Annotated in this window: 28 protein-coding genes; 22 read left to right on the forward strand and 6 right to left on the reverse strand. The window is 34.9% G+C overall.

Going from position 1 to position 25,113, the window contains the following annotated elements:
• Nucleotides 1–60: 60 nt before the first annotated feature.
• Complete coding sequence (locus tag DM800_RS04860; protein WP_001060007.1) at nt 61–156, reverse strand: DUF3948 family protein; 96 nt, start codon at nt 154–156, stop codon at nt 61–63.
• 305 nt (nt 157–461) lie between these two features.
• Between DM800_RS04860 and DM800_RS04865 the strand changes: the two genes are divergently transcribed.
• The 5 genes from DM800_RS04865 to DM800_RS04885 all read left to right on the forward strand — a co-directional run bounded on the left by DM800_RS04865 (nt 462) and on the right by DM800_RS04885 (nt 4,873).
• Nucleotides 462–1,439 carry a LacI family DNA-binding transcriptional regulator gene (locus DM800_RS04865; protein WP_087984956.1) on the forward strand — a complete coding sequence of 326 codons (978 nt, stop codon included), beginning with the start codon at nt 462–464 and terminating at the stop codon, nt 1,437–1,439.
• A 147-nt stretch (nt 1,440–1,586) separates the two neighbouring features.
• The gene (locus DM800_RS04870; RefSeq protein ID WP_147786524.1) at nt 1,587–1,916 is read left to right on the forward strand and encodes a PH domain-containing protein; all 330 of its coding nucleotides are present in this window, start codon (nt 1,587–1,589) and stop codon (nt 1,914–1,916) included.
• Between the two features lie 117 nt (nt 1,917–2,033).
• A complete protein-coding gene (locus DM800_RS04875; protein ID WP_000248044.1) occupies nt 2,034–2,870 on the forward strand; it encodes a YitT family protein in 837 nt (278 codons plus the stop codon).
• A 138-nt stretch (nt 2,871–3,008) separates the two neighbouring features.
• The gene (locus DM800_RS04880) at nt 3,009–3,365 is read left to right on the forward strand and encodes a YxeA family protein (protein WP_048563001.1); all 357 of its coding nucleotides are present in this window, start codon (nt 3,009–3,011) and stop codon (nt 3,363–3,365) included.
• 743 nt (nt 3,366–4,108) lie between these two features.
• Nucleotides 4,109–4,873 (forward strand): TatD family hydrolase, encoded by a 765-nt coding sequence (locus DM800_RS04885; RefSeq protein WP_098048790.1) that lies wholly within the window; start codon nt 4,109–4,111, stop codon nt 4,871–4,873.
• A gap of 113 nt (nt 4,874–4,986) precedes the next feature.
• Here the strand turns inward: DM800_RS04885 and DM800_RS04890 are convergent, their stop codons facing one another.
• Nucleotides 4,987–6,636: a DUF2334 domain-containing protein gene (locus DM800_RS04890; RefSeq protein WP_147786525.1), complete on the reverse strand. Its 1,650-nt coding sequence runs from the start codon at nt 6,634–6,636 to the stop codon at nt 4,987–4,989.
• A 250-nt stretch (nt 6,637–6,886) separates the two neighbouring features.
• Here DM800_RS04890 and DM800_RS04895 point away from each other — a divergent pair, with 250 nt between their 5' ends.
• The gene (locus DM800_RS04895) at nt 6,887–7,420 is read left to right on the forward strand and encodes a transglycosylase SLT domain-containing protein (protein ID WP_048542991.1); all 534 of its coding nucleotides are present in this window, start codon (nt 6,887–6,889) and stop codon (nt 7,418–7,420) included.
• Nucleotides 7,421–7,431: 11 nt separating this feature from the next.
• Here DM800_RS04895 and DM800_RS04900 read toward each other — a convergent pair whose 3' ends face one another.
• Entirely contained in the window at nt 7,432–8,226 is a 795-nt protein-coding gene (locus DM800_RS04900) for a DUF4931 domain-containing protein (RefSeq protein ID WP_255446947.1), read from the reverse strand.
• Nucleotides 8,227–8,360: 134 nt separating this feature from the next.
• Nucleotides 8,361–8,489, reverse strand: coding sequence for a spore coat protein B (locus DM800_RS04905; RefSeq protein ID WP_141555521.1), 129 nt, complete (start codon nt 8,487–8,489; stop codon nt 8,361–8,363).
• A gap of 421 nt (nt 8,490–8,910) precedes the next feature.
• Between DM800_RS04905 and DM800_RS29095 the strand changes: the two genes are divergently transcribed.
• On the forward strand, nt 8,911–9,045 hold the full coding sequence (locus DM800_RS29095; protein ID WP_046956655.1) for an RAxF-45 family protein: 135 nt from the start codon (nt 8,911–8,913) through the stop codon (nt 9,043–9,045).
• A gap of 124 nt (nt 9,046–9,169) precedes the next feature.
• Nucleotides 9,170–11,050: a ribosomal protection-like ABC-F family protein gene (gene abc-f / locus DM800_RS04910; RefSeq protein WP_147786527.1), complete on the forward strand. Its 1,881-nt coding sequence runs from the start codon at nt 9,170–9,172 to the stop codon at nt 11,048–11,050.
• 242 nt (nt 11,051–11,292) lie between these two features.
• On the opposite strand, the gene DM800_RS04915 is transcribed toward abc-f, so the two are convergent.
• Nucleotides 11,293–11,490, reverse strand: a complete 198-nt coding sequence (locus DM800_RS04915; protein WP_000369258.1) for a hypothetical protein — start codon at nt 11,488–11,490, stop codon at nt 11,293–11,295.
• A 237-nt stretch (nt 11,491–11,727) separates the two neighbouring features.
• Between DM800_RS04915 and DM800_RS04920 the strand changes: the two genes are divergently transcribed.
• From DM800_RS04920 to DM800_RS04945, 6 genes are all read left to right on the forward strand, one after another.
• On the forward strand, nt 11,728–13,428 hold the full coding sequence (locus tag DM800_RS04920; RefSeq protein ID WP_147786528.1) for an ABC transporter substrate-binding protein: 1,701 nt from the start codon (nt 11,728–11,730) through the stop codon (nt 13,426–13,428).
• Between the two features lie 244 nt (nt 13,429–13,672).
• Complete coding sequence (locus DM800_RS04925; RefSeq protein WP_147786529.1) at nt 13,673–15,400, forward strand: ABC transporter substrate-binding protein; 1,728 nt, start codon at nt 13,673–13,675, stop codon at nt 15,398–15,400.
• A gap of 108 nt (nt 15,401–15,508) precedes the next feature.
• On the forward strand, nt 15,509–16,465 hold the full coding sequence (locus DM800_RS04930; RefSeq protein WP_000860732.1) for an ABC transporter permease: 957 nt from the start codon (nt 15,509–15,511) through the stop codon (nt 16,463–16,465).
• 12 nt (nt 16,466–16,477) lie between these two features.
• On the forward strand, nt 16,478–17,401 hold the full coding sequence (gene opp4C / locus DM800_RS04935; RefSeq protein WP_000447957.1) for an oligopeptide ABC transporter permease: 924 nt from the start codon (nt 16,478–16,480) through the stop codon (nt 17,399–17,401).
• A 10-nt stretch (nt 17,402–17,411) separates the two neighbouring features.
• Entirely contained in the window at nt 17,412–18,392 is a 981-nt protein-coding gene (locus tag DM800_RS04940; protein WP_147786530.1) for an ABC transporter ATP-binding protein, read from the forward strand.
• Nucleotides 18,389–19,354 (forward strand): ABC transporter ATP-binding protein, encoded by a 966-nt coding sequence (locus tag DM800_RS04945; protein ID WP_001294493.1) that lies wholly within the window; start codon nt 18,389–18,391, stop codon nt 19,352–19,354. Before DM800_RS04940 ends, DM800_RS04945 begins: the two co-directional genes overlap by 4 nt.
• Nucleotides 19,355–19,391: 37 nt before the next feature.
• On the opposite strand, the gene DM800_RS04950 is transcribed toward DM800_RS04945, so the two are convergent.
• On the reverse strand, nt 19,392–20,264 hold the full coding sequence (locus tag DM800_RS04950) for a Cof-type HAD-IIB family hydrolase (protein WP_000766409.1): 873 nt from the start codon (nt 20,262–20,264) through the stop codon (nt 19,392–19,394).
• 451 nt (nt 20,265–20,715) lie between these two features.
• On the opposite strand from DM800_RS04950, the gene DM800_RS04955 reads away from it, so the two are divergent.
• From DM800_RS04955 to DM800_RS04990, 8 genes are all read left to right on the forward strand, one after another.
• Nucleotides 20,716–20,823 carry a DUF3948 family protein gene (locus DM800_RS04955; RefSeq protein WP_000664237.1) on the forward strand — a complete coding sequence of 36 codons (108 nt, stop codon included), beginning with the start codon at nt 20,716–20,718 and terminating at the stop codon, nt 20,821–20,823.
• A gap of 41 nt (nt 20,824–20,864) precedes the next feature.
• Entirely contained in the window at nt 20,865–20,972 is a 108-nt protein-coding gene (locus DM800_RS04960) for a DUF3948 family protein (RefSeq protein ID WP_000664237.1), read from the forward strand.
• A gap of 41 nt (nt 20,973–21,013) precedes the next feature.
• The gene (locus DM800_RS04965; RefSeq protein ID WP_000664237.1) at nt 21,014–21,121 is read left to right on the forward strand and encodes a DUF3948 family protein; all 108 of its coding nucleotides are present in this window, start codon (nt 21,014–21,016) and stop codon (nt 21,119–21,121) included.
• A gap of 35 nt (nt 21,122–21,156) precedes the next feature.
• Nucleotides 21,157–21,273, forward strand: coding sequence for a DUF3948 family protein (locus DM800_RS04970; RefSeq protein ID WP_000654250.1), 117 nt, complete (start codon nt 21,157–21,159; stop codon nt 21,271–21,273).
• Between the two features lie 42 nt (nt 21,274–21,315).
• The gene (locus DM800_RS04975; protein WP_001083700.1) at nt 21,316–21,426 is read left to right on the forward strand and encodes a DUF3948 family protein; all 111 of its coding nucleotides are present in this window, start codon (nt 21,316–21,318) and stop codon (nt 21,424–21,426) included.
• A gap of 310 nt (nt 21,427–21,736) precedes the next feature.
• Nucleotides 21,737–22,855 carry a 4-hydroxyphenylpyruvate dioxygenase gene (hppD, locus tag DM800_RS04980; RefSeq protein ID WP_000810916.1) on the forward strand — a complete coding sequence of 373 codons (1,119 nt, stop codon included), beginning with the start codon at nt 21,737–21,739 and terminating at the stop codon, nt 22,853–22,855.
• A 66-nt stretch (nt 22,856–22,921) separates the two neighbouring features.
• Complete coding sequence (locus DM800_RS04985) at nt 22,922–23,878, forward strand: fumarylacetoacetate hydrolase family protein (protein WP_000674024.1); 957 nt, start codon at nt 22,922–22,924, stop codon at nt 23,876–23,878.
• Nucleotides 23,844–25,016, forward strand: coding sequence for a homogentisate 1,2-dioxygenase (locus DM800_RS04990; RefSeq protein WP_048542891.1), 1,173 nt, complete (start codon nt 23,844–23,846; stop codon nt 25,014–25,016). Before DM800_RS04985 ends, DM800_RS04990 begins: the two co-directional genes overlap by 35 nt.
• Nucleotides 25,017–25,113 lie beyond the last annotated feature (97 nt).

Below are 25,113 nucleotides of genomic sequence, written 5' to 3' on the forward strand. Positions count from 1 at the left end.
GGCATAGACGGTCGTCTTTTCTATTACTATTTATAATAAAGGGGAAAGGGGACACAAAAGTTATACAAGCGTAGCGGCGTAAATAAAAGCAGTAAGAAGAAGAGAGCCACTAGCTAGTCCTAAAAAATCTAATTTGTTAAAAGTGATGTTATTCATGATGCATTCTCCTTACTTGTTTAATGTAGAAGCAACAGCTTTAGCATCGATTAGAGCGGAAAATACCATGCCCATTGTATTTAAAAAATTGTTTGATTTCATTTTGTTCATCATATGAATCCGCTCCCTTTCGAATAGTTGTTGTCCTGTTTCTGACTTAATTGTATGAAATATTGAGGAGAGTAACTATCGAATTAGCTTACAGGAAAATTACACTTTTGTAAGAAAAACGAATGAAGGTGTAATGATGAGAAAGTTTGACATATGTTCGTGGAATTCATTAAGTTAAAAGTAGAGGTGAGTGTATGGCCAATATTAAAGATATTGCAAAGATGGCGGGAGTTTCAGTTACAACTGTTTCGAGAGTGTTGAATGATCACCCATATGTAAGTGAAGAAAAAAGGAAAGCGGTTATGGAGATAGTTGAGAAGTTGAATTACTCACAAAACGCAAATGCCGTTCATTTATCAAAAGGGAAAACGAATATTGTTGGTGTAATTTTACCGTATATTAATCATCCATGTTTTGATGCGATGGTGGGCGGGATGATGGAGGTGGCGTTAGCTCATAATTACAGAGTGCTACTTTGCCAAACGAATTATAATAAAAAAGAAGAAATGAAAAGTTTACATATGTTAAAAACAAAACAATTGGATGGCCTTATTATTTGTTCTCGTGCGAATGATTGGGAAACGATAGAGCCGTATGCTTCCTATGGGACAATCGTTGCTTGTGAAGATAATGATATTTCAAATATCTCAAGTGTATATACGAATCATTCGGCAGCTTTTCAATTAGGAATGGATTATTTGATTGAGAAAAGTTATAAAAAAATTGGTTATTGTACGGGGAGGAAATTAGGTCCGAGTAGTCAAAAGCGTTTTGATGTTTATAAACAGCAATTGCAATCTATAGATGAAGAAGTGAATGAAGAATGGATTTTTACAGAATGTTTTACATTAGAAGATGGTGTGAAAGTGGCTCATAAATTAAAGGGGATGCAGCATCTTCCCGAAGCATTAATAGTAGCAGGAGATGAAGTTGCGATTGGGGTTATGACAGAAGCTGAAAAATTAGGTATTCAAGTTCCTGAGGATTTAGCGATTATTGGCTTTGATAATCAACCTATTTCGCAAGTGTTACAACTTACAACCATTGATCAAAATTTAAAGGAGATAGGTAAAAAGGCTTTTGAAATGTTTTATAGGCAAATAAGTGGTGAGAGTTCTAAACAAGAAAAGGTGGAAATTCCATACGAACTTGTGGAACGCTCTACTGTTTAGTTTTAATCCGTTATGTGTAAATTGCATAACGGATTATTTTTTTGAAATATCTTTGACAGGAAACGCGTTTCATACTTTATAAAGGAGTTACACCGGTCTGTAATAATCCATGGATTCTTTTCAAGAATAGTATTTGGAGGGATATGCATGAATGAACTTTTATTGAGTATGAAAAAGTATATAGAGGATGATGAAAAGATTTTGGCTTTTGTCGTAGGGATATTTGAGAAGGATAATTTTACGCTATCGTATCAACAAGGGATTTTTGCTGCTACTACTAGACGTCTTCTCTTTTATGGGAAATTTCCATACTATCCTGCAACATTTAAAGATTATTCATATTTGCATATAGATAGCATAGATTTTCGTCCGCATTTCGAATGTACTTGTAATCATGAAACCATTCGAGCTAAGTATATTCAGAAGGGGAATGTGGAGCGATTTGTCCGTACAGTTAGAGCGAATATGAATAATTAATCACCCCTTTGTTTAAACATAATATCCCGATCTGTAAGAGTAAAAATGCGCAATAAAAACAACTTCTAAACCTCTAGGAGATAGTGATACAATGTCAAATGGGGGGAGGTATGAACTATGGTTAATCAACGTATAAAGGAAATAACACTAATTACAATTGGTTCATTATTATTCGCAATTGGTATTAATTACTTTGCAATTCCAAACCGTTTATCAGAGGGTGGAATTATTGGTTTAACGGTTGTTACGTACTATTTATTTGATTGGTCACCGGGGATTGTAAACTTTGCTATAAATGCAATTTTACTAGCTATTGGTTATAAATTTTTTGATAAGAAAACGATGGTTTATACAATTTTAGGGATTGTAGAAACATCCTTGTTTTTATATGTTACGGAACATATTGAGTATCATGTAAATAGTGATACGTTATTAGCAGCTCTATTCGCTGGCTTATTTGTCGGTGTCGGATTAGGCTGTATGTTCAAAGCTGGAGGTACATCAGGAGGATCGGCAATTTTAGCTCGGTTAGCCAATCAATATTTAGGGTGGAGCGTTGGTAAAGGCGTACTTATTATTGATATTGTGGTAATTGCTGGTTCTGTATTTATAATAGGGCAAGAAAAAGCAATGTACACACTTGTTGCAGTATTCATCGGAGCGAAAGTGATTGATTTCATTGTAGAAGGAATGGATACAAAAACAGCTGTTACAATCATTTCAAATCAACCGGATTTAATCCGTGAAACTATTACGAAAAACATGACACGCGGTGTCACTGTATTAGAAGGACGCGGCGGATATACTGGTAAAAATAAAGAAGTGTTATATGTTGTTATAAATAAACAAGAGCTTGTTAAGTTAAAGCAGGTTATTAGTCGAGTAGATGAAGATGCTTTCGTTGTTATTCATGATGTACGCGATGTACTTGGCGGTGGCTTTAAAGCGAGCTAAAAGGTGAACGAGTAAATTCGTTCACCTTTTTTAATTCTTACAATAATGTAAGTGTAATGTAATGAGATTCAATAGTAGATTTTATTCCTTCTTTTTAAAATGGATGTATATATATCCTGCAGAGGAGGAAGATTGATTATGAAGAAAAAAATGATCACTACTATAATAGCGATGATAGTGATAGTAGTAATGTTACTGCCTACGAAACTTGGACCAGTTATCGATAAATATAATCCACTTTATAAGACGAAAGAATACTATACGGTCGTGAATACAATTGGTCAGCATATTGGTGATGAGTGGTATGAATATGAATTTATTGCATTTGACGAACGTGGAAGAGAACAAAAAATAAAGAAGACTGTTAAGCATATGTTAAAGAGAGATGAAGCGTTAAAGGTGTATGCAAAAGGACGCTACGGAGAGGCGATTGAAGAAATTGAAGCTGTAAATATTCCTATTAATGCGAAGAGTAAACTTTTAACGATGAGATAGCAGATTATACCCCATCTATTTTTTGTCGAAAATAAAAATACTAGGTAGGGGTATTTTAGGGTTCATGAAAGAGCCTTAGTCAATATGGACTAAGGCTCTTTTTGTTATATAAAGGGGAAGGGGGTACATTGTAGTAGCATGAGTGAAAGGTATAAGAAGAGTAGCTACTAGCAATGTAATTTGGTTATGTGAGTGTTCTTCTTATTTGGCTTGCTTTCTAACTTTAGTGTACGAGATATAGGTAAGAGAAACTATCGAATTACATTACACATAGCTTACAAACATGTAAGTCTTCTGTAATGTAATTCGATGGTTAAAAGATAGTGAATTTCATATAGTGTAATTAGAAAGTCTCACTGTATTACTTTCTGTTTGTAATATTAATGAAGAATGAAAAACCAACTACTTTTTAATAGCCCTCATCTGTATTTAGATGAGGCTCTTTTTATAAACCTTACAACATTGTAAGGTTTACGTAAGTTAATTCGATAGTAAATTTGTCATATTTTTTGCATAATAGATACAAATAGATAAAATAATTAGGGATATAGTAAGAAGGGAGAAAACTGGGATGCGTAAAGAAGAAGTAGTGAAGTTTCCAATTAAAGATTTCTGTAGCTACTTTACTGTTGCCGTAGTATGTATTGGATTATTTGATATCATAACAAACTTAATTGTTAAATAATATAGATGATAAAACAAGAAGGGAGATCCTTTCTTGTTTTTTTTATGGGGGAATAAAGATGAAATGGATTGATAGTCATATACATGTTGACCAATATAAGGATGAAGAAAAAAGTAGATTACTTAAAGATGTGGAACATAGTAAAGAGATACAGGGGCTTATCGCGGTATCTATGAATTATCAATCATGTAAAGAAACTTTATCTTTAGCAAAGCGATATCCTTTTGTACATCCAGCAATAGGTTTTCATCCGGAGCAACCGATTCATAAAGAAGAATGTGAGCAAATTTATAAATTAATTGAAGAGCATGTAGAAGACATAGTTGCGATTGGTGAAGTAGGCTTACCGTATTATTTAAGAAAAGAAGATGAGCGTATTACTATCAAATCATATATATCAGTGTTACAACGATTTGTTGAACTAGCTAGTAAATATGATTTACCCATTATATTGCATGCAGTGTATGAAGATGCTGATATTGTATGTGATTTACTAGAGAAATATAAAGTTTCACGTGCACACTTTCATTGGTTTAAAGGAAGTGAAACAACAATGAAACGGATGATGAGGAACGGTTATTATATTTCTATCACACCAGATGTTTTACATAAGGACAAAATTAGAAAAATTGTTTCGTATTATCCACTTGAATATATGATGGTAGAAACAGATGGACCGTGGGAATTTCACGAGGATGTTATGACGCATCCGAGAATGATTCGAGAGGTATTAAAGGAAATTAGTGTTATAAAAAACGTATCTGTTAATAAGGTTGCGAAAACGATATATGAAAATACGATTCAATTTTATTTGAAAGGATAGGAGCGTTACTCTTATCCTTTTTATTATGAAAATGATCAATGGGTTATTAATAACATGCCACGTTTTAGTTTAAGTTAAAAAAACCACCAAGCAAAATGCTTGGTGGTTTTGTATTAAGATTCTAATTTTTTCCCACGTCTTAATAACAATAGAAAGACAATGATGAAGAAACCAAGTATAAGGAAGAATCCATATTGTTTTATATAATCCATTACATCGCTTGCGCTTGTTGGTTTTTCAACGTGAATGCCGTCTTTATTAGTAGTAATATGAATATCTTGCATTTTCACTTCATTTGCTTCTTTTTGTAAATCAATCCATTCTATATTTGGAATGCTTTCTAGATCCTTTAATACTTCTTTTAATGGTTTCACACCTAAGTAAGGATGATAGAATGCACCAATAACTCCATCGGATAATTTAGCAACAGATACAGCACGTTCTTTCATCTTTGCAATAGCATGTGGCTTATCTTCTTCAATAAAGCCAACTGTTTCAGGTATTAATTTCATTCCGTGTAAAAATGATGGGGTACTTGTATAGAATGGTGAGTGCATGGATTTCCAAGTTGTATCACTTAACTGTAGTTGTCCTACATAAGTTGAAAAGTACCTTGATAATATTTCATATCCTTTTTGAGACATCGTGTAATGAGGTGCTTCAAATGCGACAGGATATAGTTTGGCATCTACAAGTTCTTGAATACCTTTTTCAATATGATCAGTCGTATACTTTTCTTCAAACTCTTCCCCTTTTTTTACATATGCATTATATGCTTCGACATTAGGGAAGTCATCTTTTGTTTTTGGTTTTTCATGCTTCGGTTGACGAATTGGTTGATCTGTTTTTACGTCCCAAAATTCAAAACCTTCCCCAGTTTCACTATCATAAAATTGATGCGTATAACCATGCATAATAATTGATGCACCATCATCTTGCATAGAGCGTAAAAGATCGACTAGTTCGGGTTTATCCTTTAAATGCAGTGTTTTACCTGTATCTGGATCTGTATATACAGGAATAACAGTGATCATGTAAGGAATCTTTTTCTCTTTTAGTAATTCAGCAATTTCTTTTAATTGATTTGTATCTGCGGCTGGATGAACGTCCTCAAGACGTAAATAAGCCTCTACTTTATTTGTCGTTGGCTTTTGTCCAAAGTAAGAAAATAACATTTCGCCGACATAATGAGACATCCAGTCAAAGAGATTTGACGTTGCAACGTAATAAGATGTTTCGTGCCGAACGATTAGTGGGCTCTTGCTATTTGAGCTTAAAGCGTTAGCAAGAACAGTTCCGGTTGTATCAAAAGATTGAACCAATCGTTCCTCTTCTAAAGTGTTTTTAAGCTTATGGCTTGGATATTCGATTTTATTAACTCGTATATCATCAGCCTTTAGGGTAATGAAAGAAAAGCGATGAGATAATTGTTCAACATTTTGTCCTAAAACTAATACTGGGCCTGAGAAATTTTCTAGAAGTTGCTTTGTTTCAATAGGAAACTCTTCTTTTTGTTCACCGATATAAACAATATGTGTATAAGAAGATGAATTAGTAATTTCATTAGCCTTTTTTAAACTTTTCGTAGTTATATCGTTTGTAAAATGTCCTAATTGGGTATTAAGAATTTGAATATTATTTGTAATTTTATCGTCTTTTGTACTGTATAAAACAAGTACTTTTGGTTTTGATGATGTTTGTGCAGAGGTGTGGATAGGGATAAGTAGTAAAATGTTGAACAAGAGTATGATGCACTTTTTCATTTGGTCTGCTCCTCTTCTATATGTAGAGTTCAATTTAAAATTATATACAAAAAATACGTTGTAGTCTATGAAAGTTACATTTTTGCACGTATTTACCAGCTGTTTTTTCACAAAATCGGTCTAAAGCATGATGATAATATATATAGTTATTTGCTATGATAAAAGGGTAAGAGAATGATAGAATGTGGGTAATTGTAAAGGGAGGAAGGCTGAAAGGGGACAAATTTCAGCGGAGAAAGAGGTAGTGGTAGTGAAGAAATTCTTTGTAGGATTTTTAGTTGTTCTTGGGGTGTACTTATATTTCCAAGGAAAGTCTGAAGGAATGGGCAAGTTAGTGAATGAGACAAGCTATGTTGACTCAGAAGAAGCAAAACAAATGAAACAAATTATTATAGAGGAAGCAAAGAAAGTCAATCTTCCAGAATGGATACCTCTTACAATTGCTGAACATGAAAGCCGGTTAAATCCAAGAAGTATTGGAGATAACGGAACTTCATTCGGACTGTTTCAATTGCACCGTGGCGGTGGGCTTGCACCAGATCATTTAACTGATGAAGAGTTGAAAGATCCGCGCACAAATGCGCAAATTGCAATGCCGCATTTAATGAAAGGATATAAGCGCGGGGTGCAAAAAGGTTTGACTGATTTTGCATTACTAAAATATGTAGCAAATACATCTGGATGGCCAGGAAATTTAGGGCCAGAGTGGACGGATAATAACATGAAGTATAACATCGGATTAGAAGATGTGTACTATCGAAATAAAGGTGTAATCAAAGAGTAGGTTTTCTATACCTACTCTGTTTTTTTATGAATAATTGCATCTTTTTCGCTCGTGAAGTACTGCGCGAGTTGTATTTTCACGTCTTTTAGTTTTGTAGAAACTTGCGGTATTTTATATCCTACATATAATGGTGAAACGACGAACCTAGGAACAACTTTACAAATGATTTTTCCGTTTAAGTAATAGAAGAATAAGTTATAACTACTACATCCTTTATGGAAATCTGTCAGTATGTAACGTACAGTTTGCTGAATATAATTTGCCAGTTCATCTATGTATCCAATATCTGCAATAATGATATTAAATTCAGTAAAACCGATAATAGGACGATCTGAAATATTGAGTTCAATGCGTTCGTTTTTTTGTACAATGACTCCTCGGAAGTTGTCCGGTTCTACGTTACCGAGATAGTCTACATATTTCATTCCGATAATCTGCATGTGTGCATGATGCAAACTCCCGCCTGAGAATGGACCGTGATTTTTGTATAAAATCACAGATGTGAATTCTTCATTCTTCTGTAAGTCTAACCAATGTTTAATGGAGAAACGAATTAGCGATCTCATATGTTCTTCTGTATATGTTGCAATGTGGTCTTTACAATTATCGGTTTCGATTAGCACCGTTTGAAATGTATCTTTTAATGTAGGGAATTTGTTTTTCAGCCAAATAATTGAGCCCTCAGTTGCTAAAATATCCGTTAAATTTTCTCTGTCACAAAAAGGACATGCAGCGCTTCTATTCCGAATGCTTTCTGGTTTTTGTTTGCCAATATCGTTTAAAAAGTATAGTTGTTGTGTATCCATTTGTATATATGCCCCTTTAAAATATGTGTAAAAATCCCGCTTAATACATTCGGGAAAAGGAGAAGGAAATCCTTTAAAAGGAATAGGAAAAATAAAAGACAAGATATCCTCATTACAATAGGGTACCTTGTCTTTTATTTTTTCTTTAATAATGTGTATGGATAATATAAATCATTTTTATTAGGTTTCTTTTTTCTATTTTTTATTGTGTATAAGGCAATTGCTGTACTTGCGATTACAATAATGGCTTTCTTCATATTCATTTACCCCTTTTTTATTGTTGGTTTAATTCTTGGCTAACTGCTTTTGCATCAACTAGAGCATGTAAAATCATTTTTACCATGTTCATCATATTCCTTCACTCCTTTTTATAGTTCATTTAGTTCTTTTACAACTGCTTGTCCGTTCACTAATACCTCAAAGATTGCTTTTACGATTTCTTTCATCATGATCGTTTCCTCCTTTTGTTTGGCTCTCTTGTTTACATCTTTATTGTATAGGGAGGCATCTTTTCGTACTATCGCTTTCCATTACGTGAACATAACAGTTTTGTAAGATTTGATGTCACTTATTGAAATGTTTAGTCTATCTTCATTATTTTCAGAAAAATGACTATTCAAACATGAAATGGGAAAGTATAATAAAGAAGTAAGTATTAAATTCCGTACGAAAGAGGTGAATGAGATGAAACGTTCTTTAGCTGCACGTGCCAAATTTTTAGATTATATCTATTTTTGTCGTGCGATTTTTCATGATGTAGTTGTTAACGGGATACGTCTGTCCTTTTTTAACAATTGCATAGTAGCTATTGAACGATAGAAATCTCTTCACCCATTTTTAATAAAAGTGTGAAAAGGGAGCTATTTGGCTTCCTTTTTCTATGTCGAAAACCATGGGGAATGTTTCTTTCCCATGGTTTTTTATATTGAAAGGAGTACGGAAAATGACAATTTGTAGTGTGAATAATGTAATGAAATCTTTTGGTGGAAACATCATATTTGAAAATATATCGCTTGAAATAAAGAATGGTGAACGTGTTGGATTAGTTGGTCGTAACGGTAGTGGGAAGACAACAATCTTTCAGCTTCTAACTGGAATGGAAAGTTTGGATGCAGGAGCCATTCATATGAAGAAAGGTACACGTATTGGTCATGTGGCACAAATTCCGAAATTTGATGAGGGTATGACTGTATATGATGTATTGAGTTCCGCTTTTAAAACAGAAAAGGAATTGGAAAGAGAAATGCGTGCTTTAGAAAAAAATATGGCGGAAGAACGGGAACCATCTGCTTTACAAAAATTAATGGAGAGATACGGAGTAATCCAAGAAAAGTTTGCGTTTCTCGGTGGTTATGAAATAGAAGCGAATATGATGAAGGTAGCAAATGGTCTACAGGTGACAGAACTATTTCCACGATCATTTTTGGAGTTAAGTGGTGGGGAACAAACAAAGGTAAGTCTTGCATACATGCTATTGCAGAAACCAGATTTACTTCTATTAGATGAACCAACCAATCATTTAGACTTATTTGCCGTAGAGTGGCTAGAGCAATTTTTAAAAGAATACAATGGAACAGTTATGGTCATTTCACATGATCGCTATTTCCTTGATGAAGTTGTAACGAAGATTTTTGATTTAGAAGATGGAGAGATTCACGTGTATCATACGAACTATTCTCAGTTTGTTGACGAAAAGGAAGAACGGTTGCTTCAGGAGTTTCAGGCTTATCAAGAACAGCAAAAGAAAATAAAGAAAATGAAAGAAGCAATTAAGCGACTACGTGAATGGGCAAATCAGGCGAATCCTCCGAATGAAGGATTGCATAAGAGAGCGAGAAGTATGGAACGTGCACTGGAACGTATAGAGAAACTAAAGAAACCTATTTTAGAACGAAAACAAATGGGACTTCAGTTTGAAGGGCAAGAGAGAAGTGGGAAAGACGTTGTTTTAATGAAAGAAGTGAGTAAAGGTTTTGCTGGACATCCTTTATTTAACGAAGCGAATTTACATGTTCGTTTTCAAGAGCGTGCGGCGATCGTTGGCCGTAATGGTACAGGAAAGACAACGCTACTAAAGTTATTATTAGAAGAAATAAAACCAGACGCTGGAGAAATTCGAATTGGTAGTAGTGTGAAAATCGGTTATTTATCACAGCATGCGTACGGAAATATGAAGAGTAATGTATTAGAGGATTTCAGGGAATATGTAGCTGTAACAGAGGGAGAAGCGAGACATATATTAGCTAAGTTTTTATTTTATGGTCCAGCGGTGTTTAAGAAAGTAACGCAACTGAGCGGTGGAGAAAAAATGAGATTAAGACTTGCGCAACTTATGTATCAAGATATCAATTTTTTAATTTTAGATGAGCCGACAAACCATCTCGACATTGAATCAAGGGAAGTTTTAGAGGAAGCTCTTGAGCAATATAATGGGACGATTTTAGCTGTTTCACATGATCGTTATTTTTTAAATAAGTTATTTGAAAAGACGTATTGGATTGATGAGCATAAATTATTTGAGTTTGCAGGGAACTACGCATGGGCTCGTCAAAAGTGGGAAGAAAAGCTCGAGAAACAAGTAATAAAGCAGCAACGCCAAGGAAGAAAAAGTATGGCAACAGCTCCTTTAAAAAAGAAAGAAGTTAGGAATGTTGAGGATATTGAAACGGAGTTAATGCATGTAGAAGAGGATATATATATGCTTGAGTGTAAGATGGAACATGTAGTTGATGTTGAAATGCTTGAACAATTGTATGAAGAAAAAACGAAGAAAGAGTTGTTACGAGCGGAGTTATATAATGAGTTAGAGAGTATTGTGGAGTAAAAAATAGAAAGCGAATTCTTTTCATTTTTTCTGAAGGGATTCGCTTTTTTATACTGATATTTTACTTTAAGAAAAAATAAAAATTGTGTTTCACGTGAAACAGTAAATTTGATACATCTTTGTTCCGTAATTTGCATAGATTGTAAAACATAAATGATATTAGTTTTTTTTGATCGGTTACTTATTTCCCGAGACATAAGTATGTGTAACAGCGAATCAGGATTGAAAATAAAAAAACAGAGTTACAGCTTTACACGCTGAACTCTGTTTTCTTTTTGTGTCGTATCTTCCCTTGTTGAAATGATAATAGCGATCCCGAGCATAATAAAAAAAGCTAAAAAGAGGACGAACTTTGGGAAGAATGGGAATAGTAATAGCGCCCCGACTATCATAATTGTTAATAATACGTAGTGCAGGACGTATTGGAATAGGTTGTCCATGTTTTCGCCCCCTTTTTGGTAATTGGTTATTAGTAGTCTATGTTTCATATGGAACGAATAGAAGTGAATTTTTAATTTTTTAATAAGAAATAAAAGAGAGTGATTGACATGTTTAAAGGAAAGGAATAATCTTGAAATTAATTCATACTATTTTTATAGGGAAAATAAAGATAGTTACAGGGAGGAGGCCTATGTTCCTGCATCGATAAAAATTAGGAAGGTAAAGGTGAGAGGGCAATGAAAAATACTTTTAAAGGAGCACTTGCTATATTTCTTAGTGTATCGGTATTACTAGCCGGATGTGGTCAAGAGGAAGCAAGTACAAATGAAGCCGGGAACGTACCAAAAGTAAAAGATGAATTTATTAAAGCAAGCGACAAAGCAAAAAGTCCTACAAAAGTAAAAGAAAGAAAAGATACTTTTGTAGTTGGAATGCCAAGTCCTGGAGGGATATTCCTTCCGCACTTTATGGAGAATGGATGGGATGGTAACATAACGCAGGCTATCTTTGCCCCTCTTGTTGGACTCGATAAGGAAGGAAAACTGATTCCAATATTAGCGAAGAAGTGGGATATTTCGGAGGATCAGCTTACATATACGTTCCATTTGAAAGATGATTTAAAGTTTAGTGATGGTTCACCGCTAACAGCAGATGATGTAGCATTTACATTAACGTTATTACATGATCCAACTTATAGTGGTGCGACTGATATAAGCCAAACAGCAATAAAAGGTGGGCAAGCTTATAAAGAAGGAAAGGCAACCTCTATTGAAGGAATTCAAATCATTGATCCGAAAACAATTACGATTACGACTGAAAAGGTAAATGCTCAAACATTATCATTAATCGGTGGAGAAGTTATATCTAAAGCTTATTATGGGAGAGAGTATAAACAAGGACACTTGGAGTACTTAAAAGAGTTATATGGAAAGCCGGTGGGAGCAGGAGCTTATAAATTGGATAAATATATTCCTGGTCAAGACGTTCGATTTGTAGCAAATGAAAATTATTTTGAAGGAAAACCGAAGATTGAGCACTTTATTTATAAAATTACAAAGGGTGATACGAAGTTACAACAATTTCAAGCAGGAGAAGTAGACTATAATGGTTTTACGACAAACGTGGAGACCATTGAGCAATTAAAAGATTTAGGTTTTGCTAATATTAATGTGTATACAGGAAGCTCTTATGGCTACATTAAAATGAATTATAAGAAGCCATACTTTAAAGATAAACGTGTCCGCCAAGCATTTATTTACGGATTAGAGCGTCAAAAGGTTATTGATACGTATTTCCAAGGATATGCGTCACTCGTTAATGTACCGATTACGCCAGTTTCATGGGCGTATACAGAAGAGGGCATTAATAAATATGAGTATAATTTAGAGAAGGCGAAGAAATTACTGGATGAGGCTGGATGGAAAGCGGGTTCGGATGGGATTCGTGAAAAAGATGGACAAAAATTGAAAGTAAGTTATTTTGCCTCATCAGCAAGTAAAATAAATGATGTAATGATTCCTGTGATGAAAGAAGATTATAAAAAGTTGGGTGTAGAGTTTAACCCAGAATATATGGACTTTAATACGATGATTTCAAAAGTGATAAAAGGTGATTATGATTTAGCGATGGTATCTACGCCAATGATTGATGATCCGAGCGGAACGATTGAAGAGTTTGTTTCAACAAGTAAACGAAATTATGATGGATATTATAATCCGAAAGTAGATGAATTAGCTAAGCAAGCATTAGAAACGTTGGATATTGAAAAGCGAAAAGAAATTTATAAAAAGTTATATCAAGAATTAAGTGAAGACCCGCCTGTAATCTTCTTGAATAATAGCAAAGTGGTGTCTGCACATAATGCACGAATTCAAGGATTACAAGAAGATAACTATAACGGTATTTTATTAAGTTTACCTAAATTAAAGATAGAATAATAATTTTTAAAAAATTCTCAAAATATTTATTTAGAAAGAATTGACAAAATATAACGGACGATATAAGCTAATAACCATAAAGTCTACCGGAAAGGTCGGAATAGGATTGTTACCCCTCAAAAACATCTATTTTTTTACGATTAAAACCGACTTTTCCGATTGGCTATAAAATGTTGCTGTGGGAGGCATACATAAGGCAAGCAATTCATAAGGTTTAATTATTAAAAAAGTTAGGGTGGGGACAATGAAGAAAAAGACAAAAAAATGGGCTGGTGTATTTTCAGTATTATTGAGTAGTTCGCTTGTGTTATCTGCTTGTGGGGGACAGGAAGATACGGCTTCTACAGAACCGGTAAAAAAGCAGGATTTAAAAGACGCTAAGATTGAATCAATTCCAGCTACAGATAAAAAGAAAAGTCCAGAGAAAGCAAATCAGCGAAAAGATACTTTTATTACAGCCATTTCTAAGCCAGGGGGAGTTTTCCTTCCATATTTCCAAGAGAATGGTTGGGATGGAAATGTAACGTCTGTTATTTTTGCGTCACTAGTAGCAACAGACAAACAAAGTAAGCCTATTCCGGATCTTGCAGAAAAATGGGATATTTCTGCTGACCAGTTAACATATACATTCCATTTACGTAAAAATCTAAAATTTAGTGATGGTTCGCCTTTAACGGCGGGGGACGTAGCATTTACATTAACACTACTTCATGATAAAGCGTATGAAGGTGGAATGGATATTGCCCAGTATGCTGTTAAAGGTGGAAAAGAATATAAAGAAGGAAAAGCAACTTCTATTGAAGGAATTCAAGTTGTTGATCCACAGACAATTAAAATTACAACTGAAAAAGTTAATTCACAGGCGCTAACTAATTTAGGTGGCCCAGTGCTATCAAAAGCTTATTATGGAAAAGATTATAAACAAAATACAAGTTTAGACTATTTAAAAGCATTATATGGGCAACCAATTGCAGCGGGTCCATATAAATTTGAAAAATATGTTCCAGGTCAAGAAGTACGCTTTGTTGCTAATGAAAATTATTATGCAGGTAAACCAAAAATCAAAAACTTTATTTACAAAATCACATCAGGTGATACTGGATTCCAATTATTCCAAACAGGTGAACTGGACTATAGTGGATTTAGAGCAAATCCTGAGAATATAGACCAATTAAAAGGATTAGAGTTTGCAAATATTAATCTTGAGTCATCAAGTGATATTGCTTATATCTATGTAAATAATAAGAAATCGTATTTGAAAGATAAGAAGGTACGTCAAGCACTTACTTATGGATTAGACCGTAAGAAGTATGTAGATACAGCTTTACAAGGATATGGATCTGTTGCTAACGTACCAATTGCGCCAGTTTCATGGGCATATACAGAAGAAGGTATTAATAAATATCCACACGACGTAGAAAAGGCTAAAAAATTATTGGATGAGGCTGGTTGGAAAGTAGGTTCTGACGGGGTTCGTGAAAAAGATGGTCAAAAACTAAAATTAACATACTACGCATCAAATACAGGTAAAACAAATGATATCTTTATTCCAATTGCAAAAGAAAGTTACAAAGAAATCGGTGTTGAATTAAATCCAGAGTTGATGGACTTTAATACGATGCTTTCAAAAGTAGGAAAAGGTGACTACGATTTAGCGGCAGTTTCAACACCAGGAATTAGTGACCCAAGTGAAGTTGTAAGTGATTACTTATCAACTAATCCAAAAAGTGATACGGGTTATAACAACCCGAAAGTAGATGACTTGATTGTAAAAGGTATAGGGACGACAGATATTGAAAAACGTAAAGCAATTTATAAAGAACTGTATAAAGAGTTAAGTGATGATCCACCAGTTATTTTATTAAACTATCGTAAACTACTTTATGCTCATAATGCACGTATAAAAGGAATTGATCCAGAAAAGTACGATAGCATTAGTTCCAACTTACCAGTGTTATCTATTGAACAATAAGGGTTGACCTAAATAATAGAAGGCGTTTTTTCATACAGCGATGGGATAGTAGCTGTTTTGAAAAAATGTTCTTCTATTTTTAAGTAAATAGGATTGGGGAGACAAAAGGTGAAAACATATATCGTTCGTAGGTTCCTTCAAATGATCCCTACATTGTTTGGTACATCTATTATTATTTTTTTCTTATTTGCACTTTTGCCGGGGGATTATATTGATTCAAATCCTAAGTTAACACCAGAGAGAGCTCAAGAGTTAAGGGAATTGTATGGCTTAAACAAACCAATTATTGAAAGATATTTTCAATGGTTAGTGAATGCTTTGCATGGTGATTTTGGATTTTCTCTACAGTATCAAGAACCTGTAACTTCATTACTTAATAAATTTATTTGGAATACATTTATCGTTGCTGTTGCAGCTTTATTTTTCACTTGGATTATTGCTCTTATTATTGGGGTTATTTCTGCAACAAAGCAGCACTCTTGGTTTGATAGATTGGTAACAATCGGTGTCTTTGCAGCAATGTCATTTCCATCATTCTTTATCGGATTATTTTTAATTAAATTATTAGCAGTTGATTTAAAGTTATTACCTATTGGTGGCATGATTGATATTGGAAGTAACTCAACAGGAATAGCATACATATTAGAAGTATTACGTCATATGATTCTACCTGTATTTATTTTAACGCTTCTTGGTGTAGGATCATTAACACGATATTTTAGAACTAGCATGTTGGATGTTGTTAGGCAAGATTATATTCGTACTGCTCGTGCAAAAGGTTTAAAAGAAAGAACCGTTATTTATAAACATGCATTGAAAAATGCAATTTTGCCAGCAATTACATTACTTGCTTTTGAATTACCTGGTTTATTTTCAGGAGCGATTATTATTGAACAGATTTTTAATTGGCCAGGGATTGGGAGTATTCAATTAGAAGCATTAAACTTCCGTGATTATACGGTATTAATGGCCTTTACAATGTTTCTTTCTTGTTTAACAATTATGGCTAATTTCTTAGCTGATATTGTATATGCGTTTGTTGATCCAAGAATTCGATTGAAGTAAGGGGGAAAAGATATGGAGACTATTACACCAATAATAGAGAAAAAGAAAGAACGAAAAAAGAGAAATGAATCATCACCATGGCGTCAAGCGTATAAAAAAATTAAGAAAAATAAGATGGCACTGTGTGGCTTATACGTTTTAATATTTATGTTTTTATTTAGTTTTATCGGTCCAATCTTTTCGCCGTATGCTGATGGGAAAGTACAAGTAACACAAATTAATAAACCACCCAGCCTGTCACATTGGCTTGGAACAGACCAATTGGGACGGGATATTTTAACTAGACTTATGCAAGCAGGGCGTATTTCATTAACAATTGGTTTAGCGTCGATGCTATTATCCGTTATACTAGGAGCTTTATTAGGAGCAATTGCTGGTTTTTATCGAGGGGTTGTAGATCATTTAATTATGCGTGTTGCGGATGTGTTAATGTCCATTCCGGGATTACCGCTACTTATTATAATGGGAGCAATTTTATCAGAATGGAAATTACCATCGGAATACCGTTTATATGTTGTAATGATTATTTTAAGTTTAGTAGGATGGCCAGGACTTGCCCGGCTTGTGAGAGGACAAATTTTAACATTGCGGGAGCAAGCCTTTATGCAAGCAGCAGATGTATTAGGATTAAAGGATTCTCGGAAAATTATTCATCATTTAATTCCTAACGTCTTTCCGTTGCTTATTGTTGTAGCAACTTTGGGCGTTGCAGGTTCAATTTTGAGTGAATCCGCACTAAGCTACTTAGGTCTCGGCGTCGTCCCACCTACACCATCATGGGGGAATATGATTAGCGCAGCTAACTCATTAATTGATTTCCAAAAGCGGCCGTGGTTATGGATTCCGCCTGGTTTCGCAATCTTTATAACAGTTGTATCAATTAATTTACTTGGTGATGCACTTCGTGATGCGTTAGATCCAAAGATGAGACGGTAGGTGAGAAGGTATGAGTAAAGCGGTAGTAGAGCTGAAAGACTTACAAACACACTTTCAGACAGAAGAAGGAACAGTAAAGGCTGTGAATCATGTTAGTTTTACAGTTCGAGAAGGTGAAACGGTTTGTGTTGTAGGCGAATCGGGTTGCGGGAAAAGTGTAACAGCTTTATCTATTATGGGACTTATTGCTGAATCAGGCAGTGTAGTAGGTGGAGATATCTTATATGAAGGAAAAAGTCTTTTAGGAATGAAAGAGAGAGAGCTTCGTAGTTTACGAGGAAATGATATTGCGATGATTTTCCAAGAACCGATGACATCGCTAAATCCTGTCTTCACTGTAGGTGAACAAATTGTAGAGACGTTAAGAGAGCATGAATTACTTAGCAAAAATGAAGCGTATAAGAAGGCAATTGAGTTAATTCGTAAAGTTGGTATAGCTCGTGCGGATGAAATCGTCCATTCTTATCCGCACGAACTGAGTGGTGGCATGTTACAACGTATTATGATTGCTGTTGCACTTAGTTGTAATCCGAAGTTATTAATTGCGGATGAACCGACAACGGCTCTTGATGTTACGATTCAAGCTCAAATATTAGACTTATTAAGACAAGTAAAAGAAGAATTTAAAACATCCATTTTATTAATTACACATGATTTAGGCGTTGTAGCTGAGATGGCTGATTACGTTGTCGTTATGTATGGCGGGAAAGTTATTGAAGAGGCACCAGTACTAGAAATATTCCAAAATCCGAAACACCCGTATACGAAAGGGTTGTTGAAATCAAAACCAGTGATGGGAAAACGAATAGATAAATTATATTCTATTCCAGGGCAGGTTCCTAATTTAGTTGGTTTGGATGAATTTTGCTACTTTAGCGGTCGTTGTGAGCATTGTATGGAAATATGTAAAGAAGAAGCGCCAAATCTGAATGTACATGATGAGAATCATAAAGTAGCTTGCTGGTTATACGAGGAGCGTGCGGGACAATGAGTGAACCATTATTAGAAGTAAAAAACTTAAAAACATATTTCCCAATTAAAGGCGGCATATTTAGTAGAACGATTGGACATGTGAAAGCAGTTGATGGAGTAAGTTTTACTATTAATAAAGGCGAAGTGTTCGGTCTCGTTGGTGAATCAGGAAGCGGAAAAACGACGATAGGAAAAACAATTTTACGTCTCGTTCAAAAAACGGAGGGAGAAGTGAAGTTTAAAGGACACGATGTTCATTCTCTATCAAAAGAGGAATTGAGAAAACATCGTCCTAATATGCAGCTTGTGTTTCAAGATCCATTTAGCTCATTAAATCCGAGAATGAGAATTGGAGAAGCACTTGGCGAGCCGATGTTGGCTCACGGACTAGCGACGAAAGAAAATGTTCGTGAAAAAGTGACAGAAGTATTAGAGTTATGTGGCTTAGCCCCATATCATATTGACCGGTATCCTCATGAGTTTTCTGGTGGACAACGTCAGCGTATCGTTATCGCAAGAGCTATGGTATTAAATCCGGAATTTATAGTAGCTGACGAACCTGTGGCAGCACTAGATGTATCTATTCAAGCACAGATCATTAATTTATTTAGTGAGTTACAGGAGAAAAAGGGACTATCTTATTTGTTCATTTCACATGATTTAAGCGTAGTAGAGCACTTATGTACGAAAATTGGAATTATGTATTTAGGAACGATTGTGGAAACAGCGCCGCGTGATGAGTTATTTACGAACCCACTGCATCCGTATACAAAAGCATTGTTATCAGCTGTGCCAATACCAGATCCAACAGTGAAGCGAGAGCGGATTATACTAGAGGGTGATATTCCAAGTCCAGCAAATCCACCTTCGGGTTGTCGCTTTCATACACGTTGCCCGTTTGCAACAGATATTTGTAAACAAACGGTACCAGAATTCCGTAATGTTGGTGAAGAGCATTTTGTTGCTTGTCATCATGTATAAAAGAAAAGGACCCTTTCAAATTGAAAGAGTCCTTTTTTTATTTACTAGATGAAGTTTGTTTCAATACAAATTTCTCGATTGCGTGAGCAACACCATGCTCATTATTTGTTAATGTTACGACATCACATAGTTTTTTTACATCTTCTTCAGCATTTCCCATTGCAACTGATAAGCCAGCTACTTGTAACATTGGCACATCATTAAAGTTGTCCCCGATCGCAATAGTATCTTCAATTGGTATATTGAAATAAGCAGCCATTTCTTGTAGACCGTTCCCTTTATGACCGTGCTTATCCATAATTTCTACATTAGTAGGAGCTGATGCCGTAACTGAAATGTCAGTGTCTTCTTGTAACATGCTTAATAGCTGTGCACGATGCGCTGCATTAAATGTCAAAATGAAGAATTTAGATATTTCTAATTCTGGATTATTTACAACATCTTCGATTTTTTGGAAATCAGTAATTAAGTTTGATTTCTTTTGTTTTTCTGTAATTCTTTCAAGTTCTTCAAGTGTAACATCTAGTGCATGCTTGTTTTCTTCGAACGCTTGCATGACTTGATCTTGCCATGTATATGGAGAATAAACTCCTTTATTCGTATATAGCTTATAAGGAAAACCTTCAGATTCTAGTAATTTTGCAAGCTTGTATACTTTATCGTTTTGTAAACAACGCGAGTTAATTACTTTTCCATCCACATAAACAATTGCCCCATTGCTCGCTCCAACTGGAAGAGATAGTTTATATTCTTCCAATAATTTTAAAGCATCCTCTTTTGCACGACCAGAACAAATCATGACTATATGACCAGCCTCTTTTGCAGTTTGGATAGCTTGTAAGTTCTCCTTGGAGATTTCAAGATTAGATGATAGTAGCGTACCATCCATATCTAATGCGATTAATTTCAAAATGACCACCTCTTTGCTTTTATTATACATAGTTATATAGAGGAAACATATAAACTTATCTTGGAAAGATCGTATTTTATCTTGCGTGAACCGTCAGTAAAAAGTTGATAGGCGCCATCTTATTACTTTGAATATGCACTTTAATTTGTAACAAAAATAGAGGTAGGTATGAGGGTGTTTCGTTATATGACTGTAATATTACAATAACATTACAAACGTCAACTTAGTAGAAAGTGCATTAAAACAGGGTTTTTAAGGGTGTTTATAAAAAAACGTAAAAAAAGTGTAATAAAATTTACGTAATTATATTGCAACGTAACAATAGTTATGTTACATTAATGTTACAAACGTTACGTTAACAACTTTAATGTAACGCTAACATAAAAACTATGAAATAAACATTTCTTAGAAATTACATATAGATAACTTATTAAAAAGGAGGATACATAAAATGAAAGAGCAAGTATTACAAGTAACAAAAGGTGACTTCGTAGGATCAGCAAGTGGAGCAGTAGTATTAACAGCATTAATCGTATTTCTATCAAGCGTATTAGTATAATAGAAGTTTTGTAATAAAAGAAAAAGAGAGGAGAATGCAAAATGAAAGAGCAAGTATTACAAGTAACAAAAGGTGACTTCGTAGGATCAGCAAGTGGAGCAGTAGTATTAACGGCATTAATCGTATTTCTATCAAGCGTATTAGTATAATAGAAGTTTTGTGATAAAAGAAAAAGAGAGGAGAATGCAAAATGAAAGAGCAAGTATTACAAGTAACAAAAGGTGACTTCGTAGGATCAGCAAGTGGAGCAGTAGTATTAACGGCATTAATCGTATTTCTATCAAGCGTATTAGTATAATAGAAGTTTTGTAACAAAAGAAAATAGAAGGGAGAATGAAAGATATGAAAGAGCAAGTATTACAAGTAACAAAAGGTGATTTCGTAGGATCAGCAAGTGGAGCAGTAGTATTAACGGCATTAATCGTATTTCTATCAAGTGTATTAGTATAATAGAAGTTTTAAATCATACAAAATGAAAGGAGAATGAGGAATATGAACAGTGAACAAGTGTTACAAGTAACAAAAACAGATTTATTAGGATCATTAGGTGGAGCGGTAGTATTAACATCATTTATTTTATTCCTTGCAAATGTATTAGTATGAGACATATAAATACAATCATTCAAAAAAAATAAAGACTCTAGCATATTAGTAAGTAGTTAATATGTTGGGGTCTTTTTTGTTTTCCTCTCCTATATACCTTCAAGTATGAATATTCCCTCCGTCATGTAAAGAGAAAAAAGTCGAATTTTATATGTAAGAAAAAAAGAGGAATTTGACAGAAAAGATAGAAAATTTTAAAGGTCAGAATTTGTTAGCTTGCTAACTAATTTCTATTAATTGATGTTGGAAGCGTTTTCGGTTGGTTTTAAGTATGAACCATTTAATCTATTTACAGGGGGATGAGGATTTTATGAAACAAAAATCTATGGATACGCTAGCTGCACAAATGGAGGACTTTTTTCCGGTACGTGATGTAGATCATTTGGAATTTTACGTAGGAAATGCAAAGCAATCAAGTTATTACCTCGCGAGAGCATTCGGGTTCAAAATTGTGGCTTACTCTGGATTAGAAACTGGTAACCGTGAAAAGGTATCTTATGTTCTTGTGCAAAAAAATATGCGTTTTGTTGTGTCTGGAGCTTTAAGTAGCGATAATCGTATCGCAGAATTTGTAAAGACACATGGTGATGGTGTAAAAGATGTTGCTTTACTTGTTGACGATGTTGACAAAGCATATTCGGAAGCTGTGAAACGTGGTGCCGTTGCAATTGCTCCACCTGTGGAATTAACAGACGAGAACGGTACACTGAAAAAAGCAGTTATTGGTACGTATGGTGATACAATTCACACGCTTGTAGAGCGTAAAAATTATAAAGGAACATTTATGCCAGGATTCCAACAAGTGGAGTTTAATATTCCATTTGAAGAGTCAGGTTTAATTGCTGTAGATCACGTAGTTGGTAATGTTGAGAAAATGGAAGAATGGGTTAGCTATTATGAGAATGTTATGGGCTTTAAACAAATGATTCATTTTGATGATGACGATATTAGTACAGAGTATTCAGCATTAATGTCGAAAGTTATGACAAATGGAAGTCGTATTAAGTTCCCTATTAACGAGCCAGCAGATGGAAAGAGAAAATCGCAAATTCAAGAATATCTAGAATTCTATAATGGAGCAGGTGTACAACATCTTGCTTTATTAACAAGCGATATCGTTAAAACAGTGGAAGCACTTCGTGAAAATGGCGTGGAGTTTTTAGATACACCTGATACTTATTATGATGAGTTAAGTGCGCGAGTTGGGAAAATTGATGAAGAAATTGATAGGTTAAAAGAATTAAAGATTTTAGTAGATCGCGATGAGGAAGGATACTTACTACAAATCTTTACGAAACCAATTGTAGATCGTCCAACTTTATTTATTGAAATTATTCAACGTAAAGGTTCTCGCGGATTTGGAGAAGGGAACTTTAAAGCATTATTTGAATCAATTGAAAGAGAACAGGAACGTCGCGGAAACTTATAAGATTTGTATCCACCAGCAAAAGTCTCTTTGCTGGTGGAAATTTCATTTTCATAGGGAGGAATCATGATGAAATTTGTTACATTTCGTCTTCCTTCGAAAGAAATGCGAGCTGGATGGCTTGAAGGTGACAAAGTAATTGATATGAATCTTGCTAGTGATGGAAAATTACCTTCTTCTATGTTCGCCTTTTTAGAGAAAGCGGATGAGTATGTAGAAGTATTGCGTAATATGGAGAATCCGGAAAAGGGTATATATTCCTTAGAGGAAGTGCAATTAGCGGCGGCAATTCCTAATCCGAGTAGTATTCGGGATTTTTACGCGTTTGAACAGCATGTAAAAACGGCCCGCGGCCGGAGAGGGCTAGAGGTTGTACCTGAATGGTACGATATCCCGGTTTTTTATTTTACGAACCATCGTGCTGTAATTGGTCCAGATGATTTTGTAATTGGTCCGAAGAAATCTAAAAAGCTTGATTATGAGTTAGAGATCGCTTGCGTAATTGGGAAAGAAGGAAGAAATATTTCTCGTGAGCAAGCAGAGGAATACATTTTTGGTTATTGTATTATGAACGACTGGAGTGCAAGGGACTTACAAGCAACAGAAATGAAGGTAGGACTTGGTCCAGCAAAAGGAAAAGATTTTGCAACTTCATTAGGAGCGCACCTTGTTACGAAAGAGGAATTGGATGTTTATCGTAACGGTGACCGTTATGAGTTAGAGATGACTGCTCATGTAAATGGAAAGCTATTATCAAAGGGGAACTTCCAAGATATTTACTATACATTTGCTGAAATGATTGAACGTGCTTCGGAAGACGTTACGTTATATCCAGGCGATGTGATTGGTTCTGGGACAGTAGGAACCGGTTGTGTTTTAGAACTGGGTACGGAAGAGTGGCTGCAAGATGGGGATGTTGTAGAACTTACGATTACTGGTTTAGGTACGTTACGTAATACAGTCAAAAAAGAAATGGAAGCAGGTGATGGGCATGTTTTATCGTCACATGGGGGAGCTACCTCATAAACGACATGTACAATTCCGTAAAAAAGATGGGTCGCTTTATCGCGAACAGGTAATGGGAACAAAAGGTTTTTCTGGTACGCAATCTATTTTGTACCATCATTATATGCCAACGGAAGTAGGTCATGCGGCATTATCTCATTCTTGTCAGTTGCAGTATGAAGAAGATGTAGCTCTTGCTCATCGTCATTTTCGCACGAAAGAAAATAAAAAAACTGGCGATGCAGTAAGCGGAAGGAATTTTATGCTTGGGAATGAGGATTTATTAATTGGAGTAGTGGCTCCAACAGAAAAAATGGACTATTTCTACCGTAATGGTGATGGTGATGAAATGTTATTTGTTCATTACGGAACAGGGAAAATTGAAACGATGTTTGGAACGATTCACTATCGAAAAGGTGATTATGTAACAATCCCAATTGGAACGATTTATCGTGTTATTCCAGATGAGGGAGAGACTAAGTTTCTTGTTGTAGAGGCAAATAGTCAAATCACAACGCCGCGTCGTTATCGGAATGAATATGGACAATTGTTAGAGCATAGTCCGTTTTGTGAGAGAGATATTCGTGGTCCTGAAAAATTAGAGACGTATGATCAAAAAGGTGAGTTTGTCGTAATGACAAAGTCGCGAGGCTATATGCATAAACATGTTTTAGGGCACCATCCGTTAGATGTTGTTGGTTGGGATGGCTATTTATATCCGTGGGTCTTTAATGTAGAGGACTTTGAACCAATCACAGGTCGTATTCATCAGCCACCTCCAGTACATCAAACGTTCGAAGGTCACAATTTCGTTATTTGTTCTTTTGTACCACGTTTATACGACTATCATCCAGAATCTATTCCGGCACCATATTATCATAGTAACGTGAATAGTGATGAAGTACTGTACTATGTAGAAGGAAACTTTATGAGCCGGAAAGGTGTGGAAGAAGGTTCTATTACACTTCATCCGAGCGGAATTCCTCATGGGCCGCATCCTGGGAAAACAGAGGGAAGTATAGGGAAGAAAGAAACACTTGAACTAGCTGTTATGATAGACACGTTCCGTCCGCTTCGTATTGTAAAGCAAGCACATGAAACAGAAGATGAAAAATATATGTATAGCTGGATTGAAGAAGGTTCACATACTGTGAAATAGGTAAAAAGAGGCATGCTCAATAAGTGAGCATGCCTCTTTTGTGGAATCGACATGTATAATAATACCAAAAAAATTACGGAAAGATATATAGAAACAA

It is taken from the genome of Bacillus sp. AY18-3 (genome assembly GCF_008042305.1).
GTDB classification, from domain to species: domain Bacteria; phylum Bacillota; class Bacilli; order Bacillales; family Bacillaceae_G; genus Bacillus_A; species Bacillus_A wiedmannii.

Coding starts and splice junctions, on each gene's coding strand:
- DM800_RS04985 (WP_000674024.1), top strand. CDS start 22,922: ATGAAATTTGTTACATTTCGTCTTCCTTCGAAAGAAATGCGAGCTGGA.
- DM800_RS04900 (WP_255446947.1), bottom strand. CDS start 8,226: ATGGATACACAACAACTATACTTTTTAAACGATATTGGCAAACAAAAA.
- DM800_RS04880 (WP_048563001.1), top strand. CDS start 3,009: ATGAAGAAAAAAATGATCACTACTATAATAGCGATGATAGTGATAGTA.
- DM800_RS04960 (WP_000664237.1), top strand. CDS start 20,865: ATGAAAGAGCAAGTATTACAAGTAACAAAAGGTGACTTCGTAGGATCA.
- DM800_RS04920 (WP_147786528.1), top strand. CDS start 11,728: ATGAAAAATACTTTTAAAGGAGCACTTGCTATATTTCTTAGTGTATCG.
- DM800_RS04885 (WP_098048790.1), top strand. CDS start 4,109: ATGAAATGGATTGATAGTCATATACATGTTGACCAATATAAGGATGAA.
- hppD (WP_000810916.1), top strand. CDS start 21,737: ATGAAACAAAAATCTATGGATACGCTAGCTGCACAAATGGAGGACTTT.
- opp4C (WP_000447957.1), top strand. CDS start 16,478: ATGGAGACTATTACACCAATAATAGAGAAAAAGAAAGAACGAAAAAAG.
- DM800_RS04890 (WP_147786525.1), bottom strand. CDS start 6,636: ATGAAAAAGTGCATCATACTCTTGTTCAACATTTTACTACTTATCCCT.
- DM800_RS04875 (WP_000248044.1), top strand. CDS start 2,034: ATGGTTAATCAACGTATAAAGGAAATAACACTAATTACAATTGGTTCA.
- DM800_RS04990 (WP_048542891.1), top strand. CDS start 23,844: ATGTTTTATCGTCACATGGGGGAGCTACCTCATAAACGACATGTACAA.
- DM800_RS04860 (WP_001060007.1), bottom strand. CDS start 156: ATGAATAACATCACTTTTAACAAATTAGATTTTTTAGGACTAGCTAGT.
- DM800_RS04940 (WP_147786530.1), top strand. CDS start 17,412: ATGAGTAAAGCGGTAGTAGAGCTGAAAGACTTACAAACACACTTTCAG.
- DM800_RS04865 (WP_087984956.1), top strand. CDS start 462: ATGGCCAATATTAAAGATATTGCAAAGATGGCGGGAGTTTCAGTTACA.
- DM800_RS04905 (WP_141555521.1), bottom strand. CDS start 8,489: ATGAATATGAAGAAAGCCATTATTGTAATCGCAAGTACAGCAATTGCC.
- DM800_RS04945 (WP_001294493.1), top strand. CDS start 18,389: ATGAGTGAACCATTATTAGAAGTAAAAAACTTAAAAACATATTTCCCA.
- DM800_RS04965 (WP_000664237.1), top strand. CDS start 21,014: ATGAAAGAGCAAGTATTACAAGTAACAAAAGGTGACTTCGTAGGATCA.
- DM800_RS04915 (WP_000369258.1), bottom strand. CDS start 11,490: ATGGACAACCTATTCCAATACGTCCTGCACTACGTATTATTAACAATT.
- DM800_RS04970 (WP_000654250.1), top strand. CDS start 21,157: ATGAAAGATATGAAAGAGCAAGTATTACAAGTAACAAAAGGTGATTTC.
- DM800_RS04975 (WP_001083700.1), top strand. CDS start 21,316: ATGAACAGTGAACAAGTGTTACAAGTAACAAAAACAGATTTATTAGGA.
- DM800_RS04870 (WP_147786524.1), top strand. CDS start 1,587: ATGAATGAACTTTTATTGAGTATGAAAAAGTATATAGAGGATGATGAA.
- DM800_RS04955 (WP_000664237.1), top strand. CDS start 20,716: ATGAAAGAGCAAGTATTACAAGTAACAAAAGGTGACTTCGTAGGATCA.
- abc-f (WP_147786527.1), top strand. CDS start 9,170: ATGACAATTTGTAGTGTGAATAATGTAATGAAATCTTTTGGTGGAAAC.
- DM800_RS04925 (WP_147786529.1), top strand. CDS start 13,673: ATGAAGAAAAAGACAAAAAAATGGGCTGGTGTATTTTCAGTATTATTG.
- DM800_RS29095 (WP_046956655.1), top strand. CDS start 8,911: ATGAAACGTTCTTTAGCTGCACGTGCCAAATTTTTAGATTATATCTAT.